General features: G+C 67.3%; 23 protein-coding genes. 14 read left to right on the top strand and 9 right to left on the bottom strand.

All coding sequences use genetic code 11. The features are described from left to right. Window positions 1-108: 108 nt before the first annotated feature. From psmB to pth2, 3 genes are all read right to left on the bottom strand, one after another. Window positions 109-804, bottom strand: a complete 696-nt coding sequence (gene psmB / locus BM337_RS04780; protein ID WP_089814411.1) for an archaeal proteasome endopeptidase complex subunit beta — start codon at window positions 802-804, stop codon at window positions 109-111. After that, complete coding sequence (psmA, locus tag BM337_RS04775; protein WP_089814409.1) at window positions 797-1,540, bottom strand: archaeal proteasome endopeptidase complex subunit alpha; 744 nt, start codon at window positions 1,538-1,540, stop codon at window positions 797-799. The genes psmB and psmA overlap by 8 nt, the downstream gene beginning before the upstream one ends. Window positions 1,541-1,632: 92 nt before the next feature. Then, window positions 1,633-1,971, bottom strand: a complete 339-nt coding sequence (gene pth2, locus BM337_RS04770; protein WP_089814407.1) for a peptidyl-tRNA hydrolase Pth2 — start codon at window positions 1,969-1,971, stop codon at window positions 1,633-1,635. Window positions 1,972-2,384: 413 nt separating this feature from the next. Here pth2 and BM337_RS04765 point away from each other — a divergent pair, with 413 nt between their 5' ends. From BM337_RS04765 to BM337_RS04750, 4 genes are all read left to right on the top strand, one after another. Continuing rightward, window positions 2,385-2,849 (top strand): response regulator, encoded by a 465-nt coding sequence (locus BM337_RS04765; protein WP_089814406.1) that lies wholly within the window; start codon window positions 2,385-2,387, stop codon window positions 2,847-2,849. 199 nt (window positions 2,850-3,048) lie between these two features. Next, window positions 3,049-3,636, top strand: coding sequence for a dCTP deaminase (gene dcd, locus BM337_RS04760; RefSeq protein WP_089814403.1), 588 nt, complete (start codon window positions 3,049-3,051; stop codon window positions 3,634-3,636). Between the two features lie 80 nt (window positions 3,637-3,716). Beyond that, a complete protein-coding gene (locus BM337_RS04755) occupies window positions 3,717-4,616 on the top strand; it encodes a thiamine-phosphate synthase family protein (RefSeq protein ID WP_089814401.1) in 900 nt (299 codons plus the stop codon). Beyond that, complete coding sequence (locus tag BM337_RS04750) at window positions 4,617-5,255, top strand: class I SAM-dependent methyltransferase (RefSeq protein ID WP_089814399.1); 639 nt, start codon at window positions 4,617-4,619, stop codon at window positions 5,253-5,255. It begins immediately after the preceding gene. Between the two features lie 7 nt (window positions 5,256-5,262). Here BM337_RS04750 and BM337_RS04745 read toward each other — a convergent pair whose 3' ends face one another. Both BM337_RS04745 and BM337_RS04740 read right to left on the bottom strand, forming a co-directional pair. Further along, window positions 5,263-6,597: a serpin family protein gene (locus BM337_RS04745; RefSeq protein ID WP_089814397.1), complete on the bottom strand. Its 1,335-nt coding sequence runs from the start codon at window positions 6,595-6,597 to the stop codon at window positions 5,263-5,265. A gap of 98 nt (window positions 6,598-6,695) precedes the next feature. Then, a complete protein-coding gene (locus tag BM337_RS04740; RefSeq protein ID WP_089814395.1) occupies window positions 6,696-7,460 on the bottom strand; it encodes a DUF7001 family protein in 765 nt (254 codons plus the stop codon). 99 nt (window positions 7,461-7,559) lie between these two features. Between BM337_RS04740 and BM337_RS04735 the strand changes: the two genes are divergently transcribed. Continuing rightward, on the top strand, window positions 7,560-8,297 hold the full coding sequence (locus BM337_RS04735) for a HEAT repeat domain-containing protein (protein ID WP_089814393.1): 738 nt from the start codon (window positions 7,560-7,562) through the stop codon (window positions 8,295-8,297). Window positions 8,298-8,372: 75 nt separating this feature from the next. Further along, window positions 8,373-9,080 (top strand): class I SAM-dependent methyltransferase, encoded by a 708-nt coding sequence (locus tag BM337_RS04730; RefSeq protein WP_089814391.1) that lies wholly within the window; start codon window positions 8,373-8,375, stop codon window positions 9,078-9,080. A gap of 30 nt (window positions 9,081-9,110) precedes the next feature. Here BM337_RS04730 and BM337_RS04725 read toward each other — a convergent pair whose 3' ends face one another. Together BM337_RS04725 and BM337_RS04720 are read right to left on the bottom strand one after the other, a co-directional pair. Continuing rightward, window positions 9,111-10,139 (bottom strand): Gfo/Idh/MocA family protein, encoded by a 1,029-nt coding sequence (locus tag BM337_RS04725; protein ID WP_089814389.1) that lies wholly within the window; start codon window positions 10,137-10,139, stop codon window positions 9,111-9,113. A 106-nt stretch (window positions 10,140-10,245) separates the two neighbouring features. Continuing rightward, window positions 10,246-11,790 carry a (R)-citramalate synthase gene (locus BM337_RS04720; RefSeq protein WP_245778610.1) on the bottom strand — a complete coding sequence of 515 codons (1,545 nt, stop codon included), beginning with the start codon at window positions 11,788-11,790 and terminating at the stop codon, window positions 10,246-10,248. A gap of 234 nt (window positions 11,791-12,024) precedes the next feature. Between BM337_RS04720 and BM337_RS04715 the strand changes: the two genes are divergently transcribed. Continuing rightward, window positions 12,025-12,975: a hypothetical protein gene (locus BM337_RS04715; RefSeq protein WP_089814386.1), complete on the top strand. Its 951-nt coding sequence runs from the start codon at window positions 12,025-12,027 to the stop codon at window positions 12,973-12,975. Window positions 12,976-13,015: 40 nt separating this feature from the next. Here BM337_RS04715 and BM337_RS04710 read toward each other — a convergent pair whose 3' ends face one another. Further along, complete coding sequence (locus BM337_RS04710; RefSeq protein ID WP_089814383.1) at window positions 13,016-13,390, bottom strand: DUF192 domain-containing protein; 375 nt, start codon at window positions 13,388-13,390, stop codon at window positions 13,016-13,018. A 770-nt stretch (window positions 13,391-14,160) separates the two neighbouring features. Here BM337_RS04710 and BM337_RS04705 point away from each other — a divergent pair. The 7 genes from BM337_RS04705 to BM337_RS20440 all read left to right on the top strand — a co-directional run bounded on the left by BM337_RS04705 (window position 14,161) and on the right by BM337_RS20440 (window position 18,314). Further along, window positions 14,161-14,721, top strand: coding sequence for a DUF7097 family protein (locus BM337_RS04705; protein WP_089814381.1), 561 nt, complete (start codon window positions 14,161-14,163; stop codon window positions 14,719-14,721). Window positions 14,722-14,804: 83 nt separating this feature from the next. Next, window positions 14,805-15,356: a GMP synthase subunit A gene (locus BM337_RS04700; RefSeq protein ID WP_089814378.1), complete on the top strand. Its 552-nt coding sequence runs from the start codon at window positions 14,805-14,807 to the stop codon at window positions 15,354-15,356. Window positions 15,357-15,395: 39 nt separating this feature from the next. Beyond that, window positions 15,396-17,255, top strand: coding sequence for a DUF2070 family protein (locus tag BM337_RS04695; RefSeq protein ID WP_089814376.1), 1,860 nt, complete (start codon window positions 15,396-15,398; stop codon window positions 17,253-17,255). A gap of 107 nt (window positions 17,256-17,362) precedes the next feature. Beyond that, a complete protein-coding gene (locus tag BM337_RS20950; protein WP_177227167.1) occupies window positions 17,363-17,503 on the top strand; it encodes a hypothetical protein in 141 nt (46 codons plus the stop codon). 85 nt (window positions 17,504-17,588) lie between these two features. Next, window positions 17,589-17,741 (top strand): hypothetical protein, encoded by a 153-nt coding sequence (locus BM337_RS20945; RefSeq protein ID WP_177227164.1) that lies wholly within the window; start codon window positions 17,589-17,591, stop codon window positions 17,739-17,741. Window positions 17,742-17,867: 126 nt separating this feature from the next. Continuing rightward, window positions 17,868-18,023: a hypothetical protein gene (locus BM337_RS20940; protein WP_177227162.1), complete on the top strand. Its 156-nt coding sequence runs from the start codon at window positions 17,868-17,870 to the stop codon at window positions 18,021-18,023. A gap of 45 nt (window positions 18,024-18,068) precedes the next feature. Then, on the top strand, window positions 18,069-18,314 hold the full coding sequence (locus BM337_RS20440; protein WP_143117637.1) for a hypothetical protein: 246 nt from the start codon (window positions 18,069-18,071) through the stop codon (window positions 18,312-18,314). Between the two features lie 289 nt (window positions 18,315-18,603). Here the strand turns inward: BM337_RS20440 and BM337_RS04690 are convergent, their stop codons facing one another. After that, on the bottom strand, window positions 18,604-19,839 hold the full coding sequence (locus tag BM337_RS04690) for an RNA-guided endonuclease InsQ/TnpB family protein (protein ID WP_089814374.1): 1,236 nt from the start codon (window positions 19,837-19,839) through the stop codon (window positions 18,604-18,606). Window positions 19,840-20,030: the final 191 nt, after the last annotated feature.

Here is a 20,030-nt window from a genome sequence, read left to right as displayed (position 1 = left end):
TGACGCGAGTGCCAGACGGCACTCGACAGATACCAGTCGCTGTACACTGTTCTTCAGCGGTCGTACGAGCGGAAAACGGACGTCGAGAATACGAGACGGAAGCGGTGCCTACAGGACGTCGTCGAAGTCGTCGTAGCCGGTGATGTCGACGCCGTCGTCGGTGACGAGCGCGAGGTAGACGCCGTTGCCGGAGCCGGTGTCGCGCTCGGTGGCCGCGTAGACGGCCTGGGCCGCGAGCGTCTCCGCCTCGTCCATCGAGAGCCCCTCCTCGTAGGAGCCCTCGAGCACGCCGTAGGCGAGTTGCATCCCGGACCCGGTGACGGTGTAGTCGTCCTTCATGACGCCGCCGGCGGGGTCGATGCTGTAGACGTGGCTGCCCTCGTCGTCGACGCCGCCGAGGATGGGATTGATGGCGAAGAAGGGGCCACCGCGGGCGAAGTTGCCCGCGAGCGTGGCCAGTGCGTCGATGCTGATGTCCTCGCCGCGCCGGGCCTCGTAGAGGTCGACCTCCGACCGGAGCGTCCGGATGAACGACTGGGCGCCGCCGACGCTGCCCACGAGGGTCAGCGCGCCGGTCGGGTGGATCTGTTCGACCTTCTGGACGTTCTTGTTCGAGACGAACCGGCCGCCCAGCGAGGCGCGCATGTCCGTCGCGATGACGACGCCGTCCTCGACGGCGATGCCGACGGTGGTCGTCCCCGTCTTGTTGACGGTGTCCTCGTCGTTGCCGGCCTGCGGGTTCTGGGGGAGGTCCTCGAACGAGCCGAGCTCGGGCGCGTACGGGTCCTCAGTGAACTCACTCATCGTCCTCACCCTCGAGGTCGAACTCGTCGACGCGTTCGGCGACGTCGTCCTCGGTGAGCGACGTGAACTGCTCGGACTCGACGTCAACGGTCGCGATGTCGACGCCGGACGCGTCGAGTCCGTCCTCGCTGACCGAGCCGAGGGCCTCGAGCGCGAGCTCGATGCCGGATTCCAGATCCATCTCCTCGGTGTACTCCTCCTCGAGGAACGACTGGATCTCCTCGCGGTCGCCGCCGATGGCGACAGCCTGCCACTCGTAGGGCGTCCCGGAGGGGTCGGTCTCGAAGAGGCGCGGTTCGCCGTCCTCGATACCGCCGAGCAGCAGCGCCACGCCGAAGGGGCGCGCGCCACCGGTCTGGGTGTACTCCTGGATGAAGTCGGTGACCTCCTTGGTCAGCGACTCGACGCCGATCTGCTGGCCGTACCGGAGCTGTTCGACCTGGGCCTGGCGCCGCGCCAGGTCGATGAGTTTGCGGGCGTCGGCGACGTGACCGGCGCTGGCGATGCCGACGTGGTCGTCGGCCTTGTGGATCTTCTCGATACTGTCGCGTTCGAGCAGCGGCGAGCGGGCGTGACGGTCCGCGGCCAACACGACGCCGTCCGCGGTGCGGACGCCGACGCTGGCGGTCCCGCGCTTGACGGCTTCTCGCGCGTACTCGACCTGGTAGAGACGTCCGTCCGGCGAGAAGATAGTGATCCCGCGGTCATACGCCTGCTGTTGGTTCTGTCCTTGCATAGATTCGTTGGTGTTCACCCTGGGTTAGGGATGGGTGTTTATATCCCTTGTGTGCTCGTCGCACGCGAGACGGCGGGTCGCGCGATCCGCTATCAGTACAGCGAGAGGTCGCCGGTCACGGCGTCGACCAGGTCGTCCGCCGCCGGCCCGACGGCCAGCGCGCTGACGGTGCCCGGCTCGAGCTGGGTGTGGCCGGCGTCCCTGACGATAGCGTGTGGCAGGCCTTCCGACTCCGCCTTGTCCGCGAGCCGGAACAGTTCGCTCTCCCCGCTGGCCTTGAGAACCACCTTCTTCTGGCCCTGCCCTTTCCAGTCGGATCGGGCCTGCCTGTCGGCGTCCTCGAAGGCCATCAGCGAGGCGTGAGCCACCTGTGCCGCCAGTTTACCCGCCCCCATTCCGAGGTCGGACCTGGCGACGATGGCCTGCTTCATACCTCCGGCTGGGAGTCCCACGGATAAAGGGCTGGCCTCTCCCCCGCTTTTCGCCGGGTTCTCCCGGACCGGAGTCGGGGCACGGGGAGCGCCACAGAGAGCCCGGAGAGTGGTCTGAAAGCCCCGAACGGACACCTCGCCGACGAGCAGGTCGTCGGCCGGCCCGCTGCATCCCTCGTGGAGCAGGGAGCGTCGCACTCGGGGACGTCGCCGGCACCCCTGTCGACGGACTCGCGGTTCGCGGCCTCGAGCGAGCGACGGCGGATCTAAGTGGTTTCACCGCCTGCTTAAGTGAGTGAGACCACTAGGGGGAGACACGACGAGTTCAGTTACACTGTGCGCCGTCACAGCGTCGCAGGGCCTGCCGGTGGAACGGTCGGGCGCATCACATTCTCTACACTCGTTCCGCCACCATGTCGACACAGATCAGCAACCGCACGACCGACGGACCGATCGACGTGCTACTCGTCGAGGACAACCTCGGTGACGTCCGTCTCACCCGAGAGGCGTTCAGCGAGACGCCGGGCGAGACGGCCATCGCCGTCGTTCAGCACGGTGACGACGCGCTCGAACGACTGACGCGCGCCGCGCGGACGGACGACCACGACCTCCCGGACATCGTCCTCCTGGACCTGAACCTGCCGGGGAGGGACGGCCACGAGATCCTCGAAGCGATCAGGGCCGACGCACGCCTGCGACGGCTCCCGGTCGTCGTGCTCACGAGTTCCGAGGCGCCCGAAGACGTCGAGCGGAGTTACGACGCCGACGCCAACGCCTACCTGACGAAGCCGACCGACCCGGCCAACTTCGTCGAACTCGCCGAGGCGGTCGAGGAGTTCTGGTTCGACCACGCACACCTCCCACCGTTTCCCAGGTGAACGCCGTGCCGTGCTGCGAGTGAATCGGCGAGCGACGACTCCGAGGTCCCGACGACTCCGACGCCCCGGCCCGACGACTCCGACGCCCCGGCCCGACGACTCCGACGCCCCGGCCCGACGACCCCTCGCGTCGCGCCGACGACGCCGCCCGAGCCCGGAGAACGGAAACCTTTCACTGCCCCCCGTCCGTGATTGGCGTATGATACTCTCGGACGCGGACATCCTCCGGCGGCTCGAGGACGGCGACCTCGTCGTCGAGCCGCTCTCGGACCCCGACATCCAGGTCCAGCCCGCGAGCGTCGACCTCAGGCTGGGGCGGGAGTTCCTGGAGTTCCAGCACGCCAACATCCCCTGTATCCACCCCAACTCCGAACAGGAGACCGGGGAGTACACCGAGAAGACCGTCGTCGACGAGGACGGCGAGTACATCCTCCATCCCGGCGACTTCGTGCTCGGGACGACCCACGAGCGCGTCGAGATTCCCGACGACCTCATCGCTCACGTCGAGGGCCGCTCGTCGCTGGGTCGCCTGGCAATCGTCGTGCACGCGACTGCCGGTCTGTGCGACCCCGGTTACAAGGGCCAGATCACCCTCGAACTCTCGAACCTGGGCACGGCACCCGTTGCGCTCACGCCCGGCATGCGCATCTCGCAGCTCACGTTCACGGAACTCAAGACCCCCGCCGACCGCCCCTACGGGAGCGAGCGCGGGTCGAAGTACCAGGACCAGCGGGGGCCGCAGGCGTCGAAGATACAGGGCGACAGGGAGTTCGGAGGCGACCAATGACGGAGCGCGAACACTGTGAGCGCTCGGGCATCACGTCGCCGAGAAACGATGTAGAATTTGGCGGGGATCAGTAGCCACCCATGCACTTCATCGAAGAAGTCGTCGTGGACGAGTTCCTCCCGACGTTCCGGTCGATGCTCGCCGAGGAGTTGCGAGAACGCAGTCTCACCCAGTCCGAGGTCGCCGACCTGCTGGGGATCAGCCAGAGCGCCGTCTCGAAGTACGTCCACGGCGACGTCGAGCGGAACCAGCGACTGCTCGAGGACAAGCCCCTCCAGGACCTGGTCGAGCGCCTCGCCGAGGGGCTGGCCAGCGGCGACGTGACGCCCGTCCAGGCGCTGGTCGAGACGGAGGTGTTCGTCCGGGAACTCGAACACGGCGGCCTGCTCGCCCAGTTGCACGAGGAAGCGGTGCCCGAACTCGCCGACTACGAGGGCGAGTTCGCCGTCCACGACGCGGACAGCCGCATGCGCCAGGCCGAGCGAACGCTCTCCGACGTCCGGCAGGGCCTCCGCGTCGTCGAGAACACCAGCGGCTTCACCGGGCTCATCCCCGCCGTCGGCTCGAACCTGGTCCAGGCGCTGCCCGACGCCGACGGCGTCGACGACGTGGCGGGCGTGCCGGGCCGCATCGTCGACGTGAAGGGGCGGGCGACGATTCCGGCCGAACCCGAGTTCGGCGTCAGCGCCCACGTCGCGAGCGTGCTGCTGGCCGCCCGGGCGGCCGGCAACGACGCGCTGGCGACGGTGAACGTCCACTACGACGAAGAACTGGTCGAAGACCTCGAATCGACGGGCCACACCGCCGTCGAGTTCGACGGCGAGACTACCGACCTGCAGACCGCTGTCGGCGACGCGCTGGCCGACGACCCCGACGCCGACGTCCTCTACCAGACCGGCGGCTTCGGCGTCGAGCCCATCGTCTACGTCCTCGGCGCCGACGCCCGGGCCGTCGCCGAGACGGTCCGCGACCTCGTGTAGATGAGCGACGCGACCCGGGCGTTCTACGGCCGCTGGGCCCGCCTCTACGACGTCCTGGCGACCCTCCCGGGCGTGAGTTCGTGGCGAGAGAGCGCCGCCGGCGAACTCGGACTTGCTCGTGGCGACCTGGCAGTGGAGATGGGGTGTGGCACCGGCGCGAACCTCCCGCACCTCCGCGAACGCGTCGGCCCCGATGGCCGCGTCGTCGGTCTGGACGTGACCCGTGAGATGCTCGAACGCGCACGCGGGCGCGGCGACGCCGACCTGCTGCAGGCCGACGCCGCGCGACCGCCGCTCTCGGAACCTGTCGACGGCCTGCTCGGCACCTTCGTCGTCGCGATGTTCACCGATCCCGGCGCGGTCGTCGACCGGTGGTGCGACCTGGTCCGCCCCAGCGGCCGCGTCGCGCTGTTGCACTTCACCCGCAGCGAGCGAGCGTGGGCCCGGCCCGTCAACGCCGGCTACCGCGCGTTCGTCTGGCTTTCGTCGACGGACAAGTCTCGCGTGCGCGACGTCGCGAGCAGCCACGACCGCCGGGTCGACGCCGGCCTGGAGGCGCTGGCGGCGCGGACGACCGACTACCGCGAACGGACGCTGGCCGGCGGCTACCTGCGGCTGGCGAGCGGACAGGTGACGTAGGCGACCGCTACTGGGCTGCCCCGGCGTCGACGACCCGTCCCACGAACAGCACCGTCCCCGTCGGTCGGTCACGGATCACGAAGAGGAAGGGGCGGTCGGCTTCGAGCACCGTCGGTGGGGCCGAGACGTAGTTTATCACGACGGCGGTGGCCGCGGCTGCCTCGGTCCCCATCTCGTCGACTGCAATATTCGTGTCGTGGTACACCTCGTCGACGTGCAGGCCGTTGTCCTTCGTCCCCTCCGTCATCCCCGAGAAGTCCGCGGCTCCCCGGTCGAACGCGTCGGGCATCCCCATCGCCGAGAGCGCCGGTTTGAGTTGGAAGGACGAGTCGAAGGCGAACCGGGGGAGCCTGACAATCCCACGTCGCTCTTCGAGGGCGTCCACGATGCGATTCAGTTCGTCGGCGTCGAATTCCGACTCGTAAGACTCGAACTCGCCCTCCGGCGGGAGGATCACGAGCATCGAGACGTCTCCGCCGACGTACGGAAGGTCGACGGCGCGGGCGCCGTCCACCTCGGCGACGGGGAACGCCTGGTCCTGGGACATCATCGGCACCTCGTCCGTCGAACCGTCCAGCGCGGTGAACGCCGCCGGCTCGGTGTAATTTTCCTCGAACGGGTACTGCCAGTTTGCCATGAAGTAGATGGCGTTGGTGAGGACGAGCCGCGTCTGTGCGCGAAGCGATCCGGCCGGCAGTAGCTCGTCGATGCGGTCCTCGGTCTGGTCCCCGACCCAGTCGTTGATCCCCTGCCTGACGCCGTCGGGGTCCTCGGAGAAGTCGACCTCGTTGAACCCGCCGCCATAGTGGTCGGCGAGTGTCGACAGGTACGCCTCGCTGAACGGAACCCTCTCCTGGCCCCAGACGGCGTTCGTCAGGTCGAGCTGGAACGGAACCGGGTCGTCGTCCTCGTCGTACTCCCGGTCGAGGTCCGCTTCGTCCACGTCCTCGCCCCGTCCGTCGAGCGTCCGCTGGAGGGCGTTGAACCCCTCGTGGAGCGTCTCGTCGTCCAGCGTGTACCGGAGCGTCTCGCGCATCTGGGAACGAGTATCGCCTTCGGCCCCGGCGTAGGTCATCGCCAGCGCCGTCGTGACGCTCGTCGGCGAGACGAGCAGGTTCCCGTCCTCGCCCTGGGCCTGGAGTCCGTCGAACAGGTCGAACGCGAGCGCGTTCGCACCGGCGACCAGTTCGCTCAATTGTTCGTCGTCGACGTCCGGGTCGACGCCTGGCGTCGATTGCGCCTCCGCGTCGACGGGAGGCGCGGGGTTCGCCTCCGAGAGAAAGCCGGCGAGAGAGCCGGCCAGGAGGGTGCTGGTGAGCGTCAGATAGCGGCGGCGGTCCATGGAGCGACCTCACCCGGCGACCGAGAAATACTACCGGACGGTCAAACCGGGATTTGACCGTCGAACTGCCGGTCGGTCGCGAACGACGGGACGCCGAATCAGTCCCCGTACCGCCCGGCGTGGTCGTCGCAGAACTCCGGCTCGTCCAGCTGGGCCTCGACGACGCCGGGCTGTCGGTGCGGGTTGGCCAGCCGACAGCCGTCGTTCTCGCAGAAGTCCTCGCCCGTCGCCAGGAAGTGGTACGCCTGCAGGACGTACCCCTTCAGCGCGTCGGTCGTTCGCGGGTCGGCCTCGAGGAGGAACTCGCCTTCCACCTCGTTTTCGAGGACTTCGCGCGGCGGCGAATCGCCGGAGAGCAGCGCGTGCTTCTGCTTTTCCTCGTAGTACTGTTCGGGCTTGGCAGGCGCCTCGTACAGCCCCGGCACCGAGACGATGGCGGGCTGTCCGAGGACGTTCACTCGTTTGTGCCAGCGGCCGTCGTGGTCGCCCCAGGTGCCGACGACGCGGTCCAGCAGTGGGACGTGCAGGTGGTCCAGCCCGCACTCGTCGTCCGGAACCCGGCGACGGAGGGCATCCTGGACTTGCCGGCCGTCGTAGATGACCCCGCCAGCGCGCTCGGGACGTTCGAGCGCCCGTTCCTCGTACCGGACGATGCCGAGCATGGTGTTCCCGGTGTCGCGCTCGTGGGGCGAGAGCACCCGAGCCTCGGCGAAATCCTCTGCCAGGCCGTCGTCTGCGTACAGCGAGAGAAAGCGGTCGCGAACCTCGACGGCGGCCTCGACGCGGTCGCCGAGCCAGTCGGCGATGGCGTCGGCGTCGGTCTCGGTCGTCGGCGCGCGATACAGCGTGACCGTCTCGACCATATTGGGACGCCGACCGGACGGTCCTAAACTGCTTTCGTTGAGACGGGGTACCACAGTTTATTGTTACCCCGTCGCGTTCGGAACGATGGAGCGGAGATCATGGATCTGAGCGACCACGGCCTCCCCGAAATCCGCGACCTGGCGGACGAGTACGCCCGGAATCACGGGTGGGAAGAGATCGAGACACTGGCGGCGAACGACCGGGACCACAAGGCGTTCAAGGCTGAGGCCTGGGCCCGGAAGGCCGTCGCCGAGGACGACCTGCCGGCGCGACTCGACTACCTCCGGGAGCTCGCGCGCGACGAGAACTGGCGGGTCCGGGAGGCCGCCGCGATGGCGCTGAAGTACGTCAACGAACACGCGTTCGAGCAGGTCGAGCCAGCCTGGGAGGAGTGGGTGACCCACGAGGACAACTACGTTCGGCGGGCCTGCGAGGTCGGCCTGATGCGGACGCCGCCCGAGCACGTCGATTCGGCGCTCGACCTGTTCGACCACCTCGTCGCCGACTCCGACGACTACGTCAAGAAGAGCTGTGGCGCCTTCGCGCTGAGCAACGTCGCGGCCACGGACCCGGCCGTCGGTCGGGCGTACCTGGACCGGTGGAGCCGGTCCGACGACCTCCGGACGCGGTGGAACGTCGCCAAGGCCATCGGCGGTGGGTATGGAAGAGCGACCGACCACGCGGTCGACCTGGCCTACCGGCTCTCGGGCGACGACGAGTACCGCGTCCGCCGGGCGACCGCGTCGTCGCTGAAGAAACGGTTCGACGAGGATCCCGATCTGCGTGACCGCGTCGAGGGATGGGACGACAGGGAGGAGTTCCGCTCGATGCTGTAAGTTCCCCGACCCGCTTCCCGGCGGCCCGCCACTGGATTGGATATATTTATACATCGGTGTACAGAAGTGTCGTTCATGGCGGACGCGTCAGAGAGCGAGGCCTTCGAGGTGGACGAGGAGTTCGCGTTCCTCGGGCGGACCTTCGCCGAGTACAGACGGATGTTCGATCTCGACGTGGACTCGCTGCAGGGGAGAGACGTCCTCGACTGTCCCGGCGGGCCGGGTTCGTTCACGGCCGTCGCCGCGGAGATAGCCAACTCGGTGACGGCCGTCGACCCGGAGTACGGCCCGCCAGCGAGCAACCTCGAACCGCTGTGTCGCCGGTCGGTCAGGGAGAACGTCGACCAGCTCCGCGAGAAGCGGGACCTGTTCGTCTGGCACCACTACGGCGACGTGGAAACGCGGGGGCGATACCAGCGGGCGGCCGCCGAGCGGTTCCTCGCCGACTACGCGAACCACCCGGAGCGCTACCGCACCTCGGCGCTGCCGGACCTGCCCTTCGCCGACGACGCCTTCGACCTGACGCTGTCGGCGAACCTCCTCTTCCTCTACGACGACCGGCTGGACGAGGGGTTCCACCACGACGCGATGGCAGAGCTGACGCGGGTGACAGACGGTGAAGTCCGGGTCTTCACGCTCGCGTCGCTCGACCGCACGCGCTCCGAACTCGTCGACCCTGTCGTCAAGCGCCTGCGCGCGGACGGCTACGGCGTCGAGTTCCGCGAGGTTCCCTACGAGTTCCAGCCCGGCGCGACGGAGATGCTGGTCGTCCACGCCGGGTAACGGGACGTTAACAGCGGTAACCTGGTCGGTTCAGGCCGCCGGTCGGGCGTCCCTGAGGAGTCGCTGAACGTCGACCGTCCGGCCGCCGTCGCTCGCCTGATAGGCGGCCTCCGTGACGGCGATGACGTCGAGCCCCGTCTCGGGCGGAACCGGGTTGGCGCGCTCGCCGTCGACCGTCTCGACGAAGGCGCCGAGTTTCCGCCGTTCGAGTTCGGGAGAGTCGTACTCGGGGACGTCCTCCCACGACGTTCCGCCACCTTTCTGACGGACGACGACGCCGTCGGGCCCGTACTCGACGCTTCCATCCGTCCCCCAGACGTACAGTCCCTCGCGCGTGTCCGGGCCGGTCGGTCCGTCGCCGGTGACGAAGACGCTCGCGGGGACGGTGCGGCCGCCGCGTTCGAGCGAGAGCGAGAGCGAACTGTGGACGTCCACGTCGGCGTCGTTGGCCTCGACGACGGCGCCGACCGACCGCGGCCGCGTGTCCGTCGTCCACAGCAGCGCGTCGAGCAGGTGCGACCCCGAGTCGTACAGCTGGCCGCCGCCCGAGAGCGACGGGTCAGTCCGCCAGGTGCCCGACACCGGCTGGATCCAGTCCTGTTCGAGGAAGCAGTTGGCGCCGACCACCTCGCCGATGGCGCCCGACAGTATCGTCTCCCGCACCGCGCGAAAGCGCGGGTCGAAGTGACGCTGGTACCCCACCTGGACGGACGCCTCGGTGTCGGCCGCCGCGTCGGTGAGCCGGAGCGCGTCGTCGAGGCCGGTCACCATCGGCTTCTCCAGGTGGACCGACAGGCCCGCGTCCAGCGCCGCCATCGCCTGTTCGAAGTGGAGGCTGTGGGGCGTGACGACGTTCACGGCGTCGAGTTCGGCCGCGTGTTCGGCGAGCAGGCCCTCGTACGACCGGTGGCCCGCCGCGCCGTAGTCGCGAGCGAAGGACTCGCGTGCGTCGTCGAACGGGTCCGCACCGGCCAGCACTTCGACGCCCGGGAGGTCGGTGAACGCGTCCAGGTGCGTGCGACCGAGACCGCCCAGGCCGAACTGTGCAATGGTGGTCATATACCTACCAGGGGGTGCACGTACTAAGTTACAGAGTGGTTTCTCGCTGGTAGCGTCCGAAAGTCGAGTCGGCGAGCCGTCGTCGGCCGGTCCGCCCGGTCGTCGGTCAGTCGTCCGCGATGACGTGTTCGGAGTCGTCGGCGATGAGCCGGTCGATGGCGTCGACCATCGCGTGGACCGACGCGCGGGTGATGTCCGAGTCGCTGGCGGTGACGGCGACCGTCCTGTCGCCCCGGGACATCTCCACCTCGACGGTGACGACGGCGTCGGTGCCGCCGGTGATGGCGTCGACGTGGTAGGATTCGAGGTGGGTATCGGCGGCGTGGCCCAGCGCCGACTGGATGGCGTTGAGCGCGGCGTCGACCGGACCCGAGCCCACTTCCGCCTCCTTGCGCTCCTCGCCGTCGACGGAGAGGCGAACGCTCGCCGTGGGCGTGCCGCCGCCGGCGACGGTCGTCAGGTCCAGCAGTTCGACGCGGCGGTCGTGTTCGGCACCCTGGACCTCCTCGGCGATGGTGATGAGGTCCGCGTCGGTGACGCGCCGACCGCGGTCGCCGATCTCCTTGACGCGCTGGACGATCTCGCCGAGTTCCTCGTCGGTGACGTCGAAGTTCCGTTCTTCGAGCGCGGCCTCGACGCCGGCGCGACCGGCGTGCTTGCCCAGCGCGAGACGGCGCTCCCGGCCCACCTTCTCGGGCGGGTAGGGCTCGTACATCGCGTCGTCCTTGAGCGTCCCGTCCGTGTGGATGCCCGACTCGTGGGTGAAGGCGTTGGCGCCCACCACGGCCTTGTTCGGCGGGAGCGGCATCCCGGTGGCGTTGGCCACCAGTTCGCCCAGTTCGTAGGCCTTCGTCAGGTCCATCGTCTCGACGCCGTAGCCGTGGTCCAGCGCGATGGCGACTTCCTCCAGCGCGACGTTGCCGGCCCGCTCGCCGATGCCGTTGATGGTCCCGTGGACCATGTCCGCGCCCGCGGCGACGGAGACCAGCGCGTTCATCACAGCTAGCCCCAGGTCGTCGTGGGTGTGCGTGCTCACCGGCCCGAGTTCGGAGAGCCGCGAGACGGCCTCGACGGCGCCGTCGGGCGTCGCGTGGCCGACGGTGTCGGCCCAGCAGATGCGGTCCGCGCCCGCGTCCATGGCTGCACCCAGCAACTCTTCGAGGTAGTCCAGGTCGGCCCGGGAGCCGTCCTCGCCGATGACCTCGACCCAGAGGCCGTGCTCTTTGGCGTACTCGACGAGTTCGACGGTGTCCTGGACGTTCTCCTCGCGCGAGGTACCGACCTTGTCCACGACGTGGCGGTCGCTGGCAGGCACGACGATGTCCACGCCGTCGACGCCACAGTCCAGCGCCAGGTCGACGTCGTTCTTGATGCCGCGGCAGAAACTCGTCACCGTGGCGTCGAGGTCCAGGTCGGCGACCCGGGAGATGGTCTTGCGCTCGCCGGGGCCGGTACAGGCGCTGCCGGCTTCGATGACGTCGACGTTCGCGTCGTCGAGCAGCCCCGCGATGTGGGCCTTCTCGTCCGGCGAGAGCGACACACCTGGGGCCTGCTCGCCGTCACGGAGCGTCGTGTCGAAGAACTGTACGTCGCCGACGTCGGAGAGGGGTTCCGTCAGCGGGTGGCGCCCGAACAGCGCGGACCCGCTCACAGTCCCGTCCTCTGAATCACGCTTGCCGGAGAATTTCACGGCCAGCCGCCGTGAGGCGACTTCCTCTATCCCCGTTGTCGTTGTCCGACATAGTTGAATGAGTCGTTGGGGTGGCCGGCCATTAATCTGTTGGGTTCGCGCTGGGAGCGTCCGCCGCCGGGACCGCGGACGGAGCCGAGTCCCACACCGCGTCCGGATCACAACCTTCTCGTGACGGTACCAGCGAGGGAGCCTGTGTACCGGTACGCGCGGCTCGCGGGCTTTCTCGCCCTGGTGGTAGCCCCCGGCGCACTCCTCGCGGCGACGATGGTCCATCCGTCGACGGTCAGGTCGGGGACCCTCGGACTCGGCGTCGGCGTCGCCCTGACGGGCGGTGCAGCCGCCGTCCAGGAACGCGAAGCGCTACTGGTCCGCGCGGAAGCCGCCGGCTTCGACAGCGGTGACGCGGTCGACGCGGTCGCAGTCGTCGTCGCAGCGGTCGTCACCTACCTCCTGAGCACCGCGGCCGGACTCGGGCCGGTGGTCGCCGCCGCCTTCGTGGGACTCGTCGCCGGCGTGGGGGCACCCAGAGTGGCGGTCCCGGCGTACTGCGGGACGTTCGTCGGCATGGCCTCCCCCTCGCTGTTCCCCACCACCGGTTACGTCGTCGTGGCCGGCCTCCTCGCGGCGGCGGCGTTCGTGACGACCACGGAACTCTTCGGCGGCTTCGGCGGGAAGCTCGGCACCATCGCCTTCTTCGGCTGTGCGACGACGCTCGCGCTCCCCGGCGTCGAGTACGCAACCGGGAGCGGACTCGCGTGGACCAGTGCGACCGTCGTCGTCCCCGTCGCCATCGCCGGCGCCGTGGCGACCGTCGCCCTCAGCATCCGGCTGGACCTCGGCGCCGTCGTCGGCTCTGCCATCGTCGGGCTCGTCACGGGGCTGGCGCTGCCCCGGCTGGTCCCGGACCTCGGACCGACGCTGGCCGCCGTCGCCTTCTGCGCGTCGTTCGTCGGCATGTCGACGACGGAGCGGCTCGGCCACGAGGGCCACGTCGCCCTCGCCGGCGCGCTCTCGGGCTTGGTGTTCGTCGCCGTCTCGCCCGCGTTCGCCGGCGCCGGGGGCAAGCTCGGCACCATCGCGTTTCTCTCCTGCGTCGCCGCCTTCGGCGCCGCGGAGCTACTGGAGTCGGTGATGCCCAAGTGAATACTTAGACGAGTGGCGAGAACCGCGCGACAGAGCGCTTTCAGTCCTCGACGACGACGGCATCCCCGGCCTCCATCCCGTCGGCGGCGCCGGCGGGGAGTTCCAGAATCGTATCGGCCTTCGCCATTCCCACGCCGCGCCACGGCTGGAGCGTCTTCACCTGCCTGACTTCGCCGTCGAGCAGCCAGACGACGTCGAGCGGGAACCGGACGAACAGCATGTGGATCGACCGCCAGTTCGCGAGGGCAGCGGGCGTCCAGAACGGCGGGTCCTCGAACCGGAAGACCATGGCGTAGTCGTCGGGAATCGACGACCGGCCCATGAGGCCCTTCAGCTGTTCACCGGAGGTGTCCGCCGTCTCGACGTTGGTGGCGAGAATCGTGGCTTCCCCCTCCGGCTCGTGGACGACGCGCATTGACTCTGAGATACGTATCTCCCGTGAAAAGCGTTCCGTCGACTAGGATCGAAAACTGAGCTGATACTTGTATGTCGAGACGTGACTGACGATAGAACCGGCAACGACCAGAAAGCCCTCGACCCGTTCCGGTCCCGCGACTCGCTGCGGTCCTCGTTCGCTCCGCTCACTCGGGTCCTTGCGTCGTCGGGGTTCCCGGAACGAGTCTCGCCCTTTCAGTCCACCAGGAGAGCAAGCTCTCCTGAGCAGTGCGCTCACTGCGTTCGCGCACGACACCAGAGACAGTGTTGCTCGCGCGGCCTCACTCCGTTCGCCACGCGCTCGCGGTTGACTCCACCGTCAGAGCTTGCTCTGACGAGCCTTGGCTCACTCCGCTCGCCGAGACACCACCCTTCCCCGAATTCGCGGCGTCCGCCGCGAATCACGCTTCCTTCCGCAACCACCCGGCCGGAAGCGCGTTTCATCGCGCGACCCACCGAAAGACTCGGCACACCTCGTCTTTCGAGCCCACACTCGCTTCGCTCGCGTGGAAGGGGAAGGGCAGGGCTGCGGTGCTGTGCCGTCCTGGAGGACTGAAAGGGCGAGGCGGGCTCGGCGAAGCCGGGGCCCCCAAGCACCGGAGCGCAGCGAGGAGCGCAGGGTGGTCCCCGCGACCCGAGCGCGCCGAGGGCTTTCGAGGTTTTGGTCTCAGATCCCGTACACCTTGCTTCATATCAGACCAATCCTGCTCCTAGCGAACGATTCAAAAGGGAAGATAGCCGTGGACCAGTATGGAGAAGGCACCGGGCGGGTCGCCCGTCGGCGTCGACGACCCGTACGAGCACGTGGGCCGGTGTGACCACCTCACCGACGAGGGCAAGTGCCGGTGGGCGGTGGATCACGGCCACCACGACCCGGAGTTCGCCAACGAGCGCAGCGCCGAGGAGTTCCAGTGTCCCGTCGCGGGCGACACCGACGAGGAGGGACTAACTGGTCCCTGGGAGTGGAAGGATTGCCCGCACTTCCGGTGTCAGAACCGCGAGCGCGAGTGCGAACGGTGCGGTCTCGAAGCCAGGCGGATGGCCCACACCGACGAGCGGCCCCTCCTCGAAGAACACCACCTGTCCTACAGCGAGGGCAGCGACGAAGGCGACGGCGACCCGACCCACGAAATCACGGTCTTCCTCTGCCGGTGGTGTCACGCGAAGGTCCACAACTCGTGGGCCAGAGTCACCGACGACGTCAATCCCGACCCGGAGGCCGTCGCCGAGCAGGAGGGCCGGAAGTCCCGGGAACTCGACGAGCTGGGGTTCCAGTCGGCCGCCGAGCGGTTCGACGGCGACGGGGAGTGAGGGCGACGCGGAGTGACGACGACGCAGCGTCACCCGACCGTTTTTCACGGGATATATACGCCCCCGCGGTCTTCTGGCCACTAATGACTCGCATCGCCGTCGTCGACAACCACGGCCAGTTCACCCACCTGGAGCAGCGCGCGCTCCGGGACATGGGCGTGGACGTCGAGACCATCGACAACGAGACGCCGCCAGAGGAGGTCGACGCCGACGGCCTCGTCTTCTCCGGCGGCCCCGACATGGACCGCATCGGCAACTGCCCCGACTACCTCGAACTCGACGTGCCGATACTGGGGATCTGCCTGGGGATGCAGCTCATGGCGACGGAACTCGGCGGCACCGTCGGCTCCGGAGACTACGGCGGCTACGCCGACGTGACGGTCGACATCCTCGACGACGACGACCCGCTCGTCGGTTCGCTGGCGCCCGAAACGCGCGTCTGGGCGAGTCACGCCGACGAGGTCAAGGAGGTGCCCGAAGGGTACGCCGTCACCGCCGACTCCGACGTCTGCGGCGTCGAGGCGATGAGCAACGGCGCGGACCGCTTCGGCGTCCAGTGGCACCCCGAGGTCGCCCACACGGAGGAAGGGGAGGAAGTGTTCGAGAACTTCCTCGCGGTTTGCGATTCGAGCTGACGAGTAGATTTAACCGGATCCGGGGGATGGCATAGACAAATGACGGCGACCCAGGGGAACCTCGCGGGCCTCTCGCGATTTATCTTCAAAGCCCCGAGCTGGCACGCGAGCGTCGCCTTCTCCCTCCTGCTCGCCGCGGTGATGGGCGTCGCCGCCTTCGAGTCCCAGTTCGTCTACGAGGACGCCTGGCAAGGTATCTTCTACGTCGGCATCCCGACCGTCGTCGCCAGCGCCCTCACGCCGACCGTCGACCGGGCACTGGGTGGCCACCTGACGCCGAACCGGGCCTCCCTGCTCGCGCTGTTCTGCGAACTCGTGGTCATCGTCATCCTCACGTTCGCGGGCCTGGTCACGTTCCTGACCGGCTTCGGCCAGCGGTTCGTCATCGACGCCCTGCTGATGTCGCTGGCCTCTATCTTCGCCTTCCGCCTCCTGATCGTCATGGCCGTCTCCCGGCACTCGCTGCCCGTCGCGGCTATTCCCGCCAGCATCCAGACCGGCGCCGCGGCCGTCCTCCTCTCCATCTACAGCGGGACGACGGGACTCCTGCTGGACAACCCAGTGCTCCGCGACCTGCTCTCCCGACCGGAGGAGGCCCCGCCCGAACTGCTCTCCGTCGGCGCCACGGAGCTGGGCCTCCTCGGCATCATGTGCGTCATCTACGCCGGTGCCGTCTGGCTCTTCCTGGTCGTCCTCGACCGACCGTGGCGCTCCAGCCTCGGCGTCTCCGTCCTCGATTTCCTCCAGGGGTTCATCGGCCACGTCGCCGAGGGCTCGCGGGAACTCGAGGACTTCTTCGAGGAACTCGGCGAGGACGCCATCGTCCCCGTGACGGTGCTCTCCGTTCGCCGGCCTGGCGGCGAGGAGAAGGCCCGCTTCGTCCTGCCGATGATCCACCCCGGCCCGATGGGGGAGATCGGCGGCGGCAACCTCCCCCAGCGCGTCGCCTGGGAGGCCGACGGCCTCGCGTTCCCGCCCCACGCCACCGCCGGCCACGACTTCAACCTCGTCACCGAGCGCGAGGTCGACCCCATCCTCTCGGCGGCCGAGACGGCCTACCAGCGCCTGGACTACACCGACCAGGCGACCCAGAGCATCCGCGTCCAGGAGGGCGAGGCCACCCTCACCGGCCAGGCCTTCGGCGACGGCGCCTTCCTCGCGGCCACGTACTCGCCCGGGTTCGCCGACGACGTCGACTACGCCGTCGGCCTCTCGGCGGCCGCGGAGGCCCGCTCGGACGACGTCGACGAGATTCTGCTGGCCGACGCCCACAACTGCAACGACGGCCTGGAGGGCGAGGACCTGGGCCACGTCGTCCCCGGGAGCCAGCGCTCCTTCGACATGATCTACGGCGCCGGCCGCCTCGGCGACCGCCTCGCCAGCGCCCACCAGGACGACCTCCGCTGCGGCGTCGCCTGGGACCAGACGCCCTGGGACCCCGAGGACGGCATCGGTCCGCTCGGCATCCGCGTCGCCGTCTTCGAGACGGGCGGCCAGACCACCGCCTACGTGCTCGTCGACGGCAACAACATGGAGCCCGGGCTCCGCGAGACCATCGTCGGCGCCATCGACTCGGTGGACGTCGTCGAGGTGATGACCACCGACACCCACATCGTCAACACCATCGAGGCGGTGAACCAGGTCGGCGGCGCCATCCCCGACGACGAACTCCTCGCGCTCATCGACGAACTGGTCGACGCCGCCATCGACGACCTCGAACCCGTCGAGGCCGGCATGGCCAGCGAGAAGGCCGAGGTGACGGTGTTCGGCAACGACCGCACCGAGATGCTCGCCTCGACGGCCAACGCCGTCGTCTCCCTGGGCGGCGCGCTCGCCGCCGCGTTCATCCTCGGCGTGCTCGCCGTGAGCGTGCTGATCTTCTTCCTCGCCGGTGCGTAGACGGGGAGCACGCAGGTGCCACGCGAGGAGCAGCGACGCTCCGACCCGCTGGTGGCGGCGTCTCGGCCGGGAGTAGCTTCATCAATCCCCCGGCCGGAAGGATCGGTATGGCCCCGCACGGCCCCATCTCCGACTCGCAGAACCGGCCCGACGGTGCCGAGTCACCGTACGAGAATGGCCGGTCCGCCCTCCTGATCGTGCTCACGGTCGTCGTCGTGCTGGCCCTGGTACTTGCGTACTTCCTGTAGCGGGTCGCGTCCGGCGAGTTCTGTCTCGGACCGGCGAGAGCACGGCCGGGAGAAAGCTTTTGCGTCGGCCAGATTACAACATCGTATGGATCAAGACGCGATTACCGACTCGATGGCCGCCGACTCGACGGTGCAATCCGACAGCACGATCGCCTGGCCCAGGTGGGGCCCGGCCTCCCTGCTGGTGGCGATGGCTGTGGCGATTCTGCTGTTGTTCGTGGTGAAGTACTTCCTGTAACGCGGAGATTCGCCCGATTCTTCCGTACCGACAGTGAAGCGCACGAGCTGGAAGGTCGAATCCCGGACAGAGAAGCGATACTGCGGCCGGGATAACATTTATACATCAAACAACTGACATCTGAGTATGGTCCCTGGATTAGACCCCGGTGAACCGATGCCCGATTCGCTCGCGCAGGGCAACGACGGGTCGTCGGACGGGAACGACTGGTTCACCGTCCTGTTCGTCCTGCTGGCAGTGGTCCTGCTGGCGCTCGCGTTCGGGTACGTCATGTACGGATAGGAACCGAGAGTGCAACGAGCGGCGGGTGTCCGAACGCAACGGCAGGTGGACGACCAGCAGAAGGCTCATGTGTCGAACTTCAAACATCACGATATGGGCGACGAATCTCGCGGTCGGCGTTCCAACACCCATGTTTCCGACGCGATGGCGCAGTCCGGCGGCACCGAGCCGGGCTCCGACTTCGGCTGGTCAGATCTCCTGGCCGTGCTGTTGGTGGGGGCGCTGCTACAGCTCGTGATCTGGTACCTCCTGTACGGAATGGGCCCTTTGCCGAGTAGCCCACCTGCATAGCGCTGCGTCTCGTCGTGTTCGCCGCCTGCGCAGGTTCCAGCGCTTCCTCGACACCAGTACCCGTGTCTACCGCATCGTTCGTGGCGTCTCCCCCGTCGCGAACCGGCGACGCCACGTACTCCCATTACCACCCGCCGAGCTGTGCGCCGGGAAGGAGGACGAACGTTGCCATAGTTACACGCCGGGAGAAGATAGCGTAATAGTTCATTTTGAGCGATGTTTTCGGGATCCGACCGATGTCTCGTATCTGTTCCTTCGGTGACACCGAGGAGGCGATATCGACTGATCGCTAGGAGATAGCAACCTTGTCCGTAAACTCAGCCTCGAACCCATCATGGTAGGGAGCGAAATTCCCGTTCGGCGTCACTGTTCCGGACTTCAGGGCGCATCGACTGGCGCCCGTCCGCCGAGACGACTGAAGGCCGCGACGGACGTAGCGGAGTCCGACGTTCTTCGCCGCGTTGTAGTCTGCGTTCGCCTCCGTGCCACATTTCTCGCATTGAAAATGATTTCTGGTAGGCCGATTCGCAGACGCGGAATATCCGCAATCTGCGCATTTTAGAGAGGTATTCGCAGGATCAACTGTTACGACACTGATGTCATGACTCTCGGCTTTATATTGGACAAATTTCTGAAGTTGCCGAAACGCCCACTGATGGAAGAAGCTCGCCTCAGGTATCCGGTCACGAATACCCTCCAGCGACTCAAAAGCGATCACTTGGCACTGATATCGAAGTGCTTCCTCCACGATGCCATTTGCGACACTGTGCAAGACGTCACGAGCGTACCGTTCCTCCCGTCCACTCAATCGAGACAGTGTTCGGTACGCGCTTCGAGTCCGAGTTTGTCGTATGCGTCTGCGAATGCGGCTAAACTCTCTTCGACGATGTCTGAGTTCACTACCAGAGAAGAACCGCGCTGTACTCGTAACTGCGATATTTTCCAGCCCGAGATCGACTCCGAGAACCGCTCCGTCCTCGGCAGTCGACTCACTGGCGGAAATTGCCCGACGGAATCCGAGATGGAGATAGAACGTACCACCTCGAATTGTGAGAGTACTCTGTTTTAGCGACCACGCATCGTCATCTAAAAACGTAAACTGGTATCCGTTAGACTCCTCAGGGAGTGCAAGTGAACACCGCACTCGGGATCCGAGTGTAGTCAGAGAGACGGTCCCATCTTCGAACAACGTCATCGTCCGAGGATCGTACTTGATCGTCGGCGAGGAAAAGGTGGGACTCGTGCCTGACCTGTAACCGAGCTGTTCGACACAGCTTCGCATCGCTTCCGCAGCGTGGTGCGTTGCGAGAACGGCGTGTTGACTTTTCAGTTCAGTCCGCTCTCGGATACGATCGTAGGCGATCGATTGGACTCGACGAGAAGAAAGATCATCAATCCCCCAGGCTGCATCCACAGCAATATTGCAGCCACGTCGCCACTCCGAGATAGTCTGCTCTAGCAGCTGTCGACTACTTTGAGAGAGTTCCAATCGGGTAACTGCCGTCCGATACTCCTCGTCGGGCACAGCTACGCTTGGAACCGTGTTAATATATAAAGACTAGCCCGGGGAGATTCGAACTACGCGGAGACGTTCCGGGATGCTCTGCTCACTCCGTTCGCCTGCGATTCCGGGGCTGTGACTCCTCTCATTCGAATCTCCACGTGTGGCGTTCCGGCAGCACGGACGACTCGCGATGCTCGTCGGATAGTGTCGAC

Origin of the sequence: Halomicrobium zhouii, from assembly GCF_900114435.1 — an archaeon.
Taxonomy (GTDB): domain Archaea; phylum Halobacteriota; class Halobacteria; order Halobacteriales; family Haloarculaceae; genus Halomicrobium; species Halomicrobium zhouii.
Note: the sequence above shows the minus strand (reverse complement) of the source record. Positions and strands in the feature narration are given on the sequence as shown.

What these genes read in the sequence shown, in the direction of transcription:
- psmB (WP_089814411.1), bottom strand. Translation starts at nt 804, where the DNA reads ATGAGTGAGTTCACTGAGGACCCGTACGCGCCCGAGCTCGGCTCGTTC.
- psmA (WP_089814409.1), bottom strand. Translation starts at nt 1,540, where the DNA reads ATGCAAGGACAGAACCAACAGCAGGCGTATGACCGCGGGATCACTATC.
- pth2 (WP_089814407.1), bottom strand. Translation starts at nt 1,971, where the DNA reads ATGAAGCAGGCCATCGTCGCCAGGTCCGACCTCGGAATGGGGGCGGGT.
- BM337_RS04765 (WP_089814406.1), top strand. Translation starts at nt 2,385, where the DNA reads ATGTCGACACAGATCAGCAACCGCACGACCGACGGACCGATCGACGTG.
- dcd (WP_089814403.1), top strand. Translation starts at nt 3,049, where the DNA reads ATGATACTCTCGGACGCGGACATCCTCCGGCGGCTCGAGGACGGCGAC.
- BM337_RS04755 (WP_089814401.1), top strand. Translation starts at nt 3,717, where the DNA reads ATGCACTTCATCGAAGAAGTCGTCGTGGACGAGTTCCTCCCGACGTTC.
- BM337_RS04750 (WP_089814399.1), top strand. Translation starts at nt 4,617, where the DNA reads ATGAGCGACGCGACCCGGGCGTTCTACGGCCGCTGGGCCCGCCTCTAC.
- BM337_RS04745 (WP_089814397.1), bottom strand. Translation starts at nt 6,597, where the DNA reads ATGGACCGCCGCCGCTATCTGACGCTCACCAGCACCCTCCTGGCCGGC.
- BM337_RS04740 (WP_089814395.1), bottom strand. Translation starts at nt 7,460, where the DNA reads ATGGTCGAGACGGTCACGCTGTATCGCGCGCCGACGACCGAGACCGAC.
- BM337_RS04735 (WP_089814393.1), top strand. Translation starts at nt 7,560, where the DNA reads ATGGATCTGAGCGACCACGGCCTCCCCGAAATCCGCGACCTGGCGGAC.
- BM337_RS04730 (WP_089814391.1), top strand. Translation starts at nt 8,373, where the DNA reads ATGGCGGACGCGTCAGAGAGCGAGGCCTTCGAGGTGGACGAGGAGTTC.
- BM337_RS04725 (WP_089814389.1), bottom strand. Translation starts at nt 10,139, where the DNA reads ATGACCACCATTGCACAGTTCGGCCTGGGCGGTCTCGGTCGCACGCAC.
- BM337_RS04710 (WP_089814383.1), bottom strand. Translation starts at nt 13,390, where the DNA reads ATGCGCGTCGTCCACGAGCCGGAGGGGGAAGCCACGATTCTCGCCACC.
- BM337_RS04705 (WP_089814381.1), top strand. Translation starts at nt 14,161, where the DNA reads ATGGAGAAGGCACCGGGCGGGTCGCCCGTCGGCGTCGACGACCCGTAC.
- BM337_RS04700 (WP_089814378.1), top strand. Translation starts at nt 14,805, where the DNA reads ATGACTCGCATCGCCGTCGTCGACAACCACGGCCAGTTCACCCACCTG.
- BM337_RS04695 (WP_089814376.1), top strand. Translation starts at nt 15,396, where the DNA reads ATGACGGCGACCCAGGGGAACCTCGCGGGCCTCTCGCGATTTATCTTC.
- BM337_RS20950 (WP_177227167.1), top strand. Translation starts at nt 17,363, where the DNA reads ATGGCCCCGCACGGCCCCATCTCCGACTCGCAGAACCGGCCCGACGGT.
- BM337_RS20945 (WP_177227164.1), top strand. Translation starts at nt 17,589, where the DNA reads ATGGATCAAGACGCGATTACCGACTCGATGGCCGCCGACTCGACGGTG.
- BM337_RS20940 (WP_177227162.1), top strand. Translation starts at nt 17,868, where the DNA reads ATGGTCCCTGGATTAGACCCCGGTGAACCGATGCCCGATTCGCTCGCG.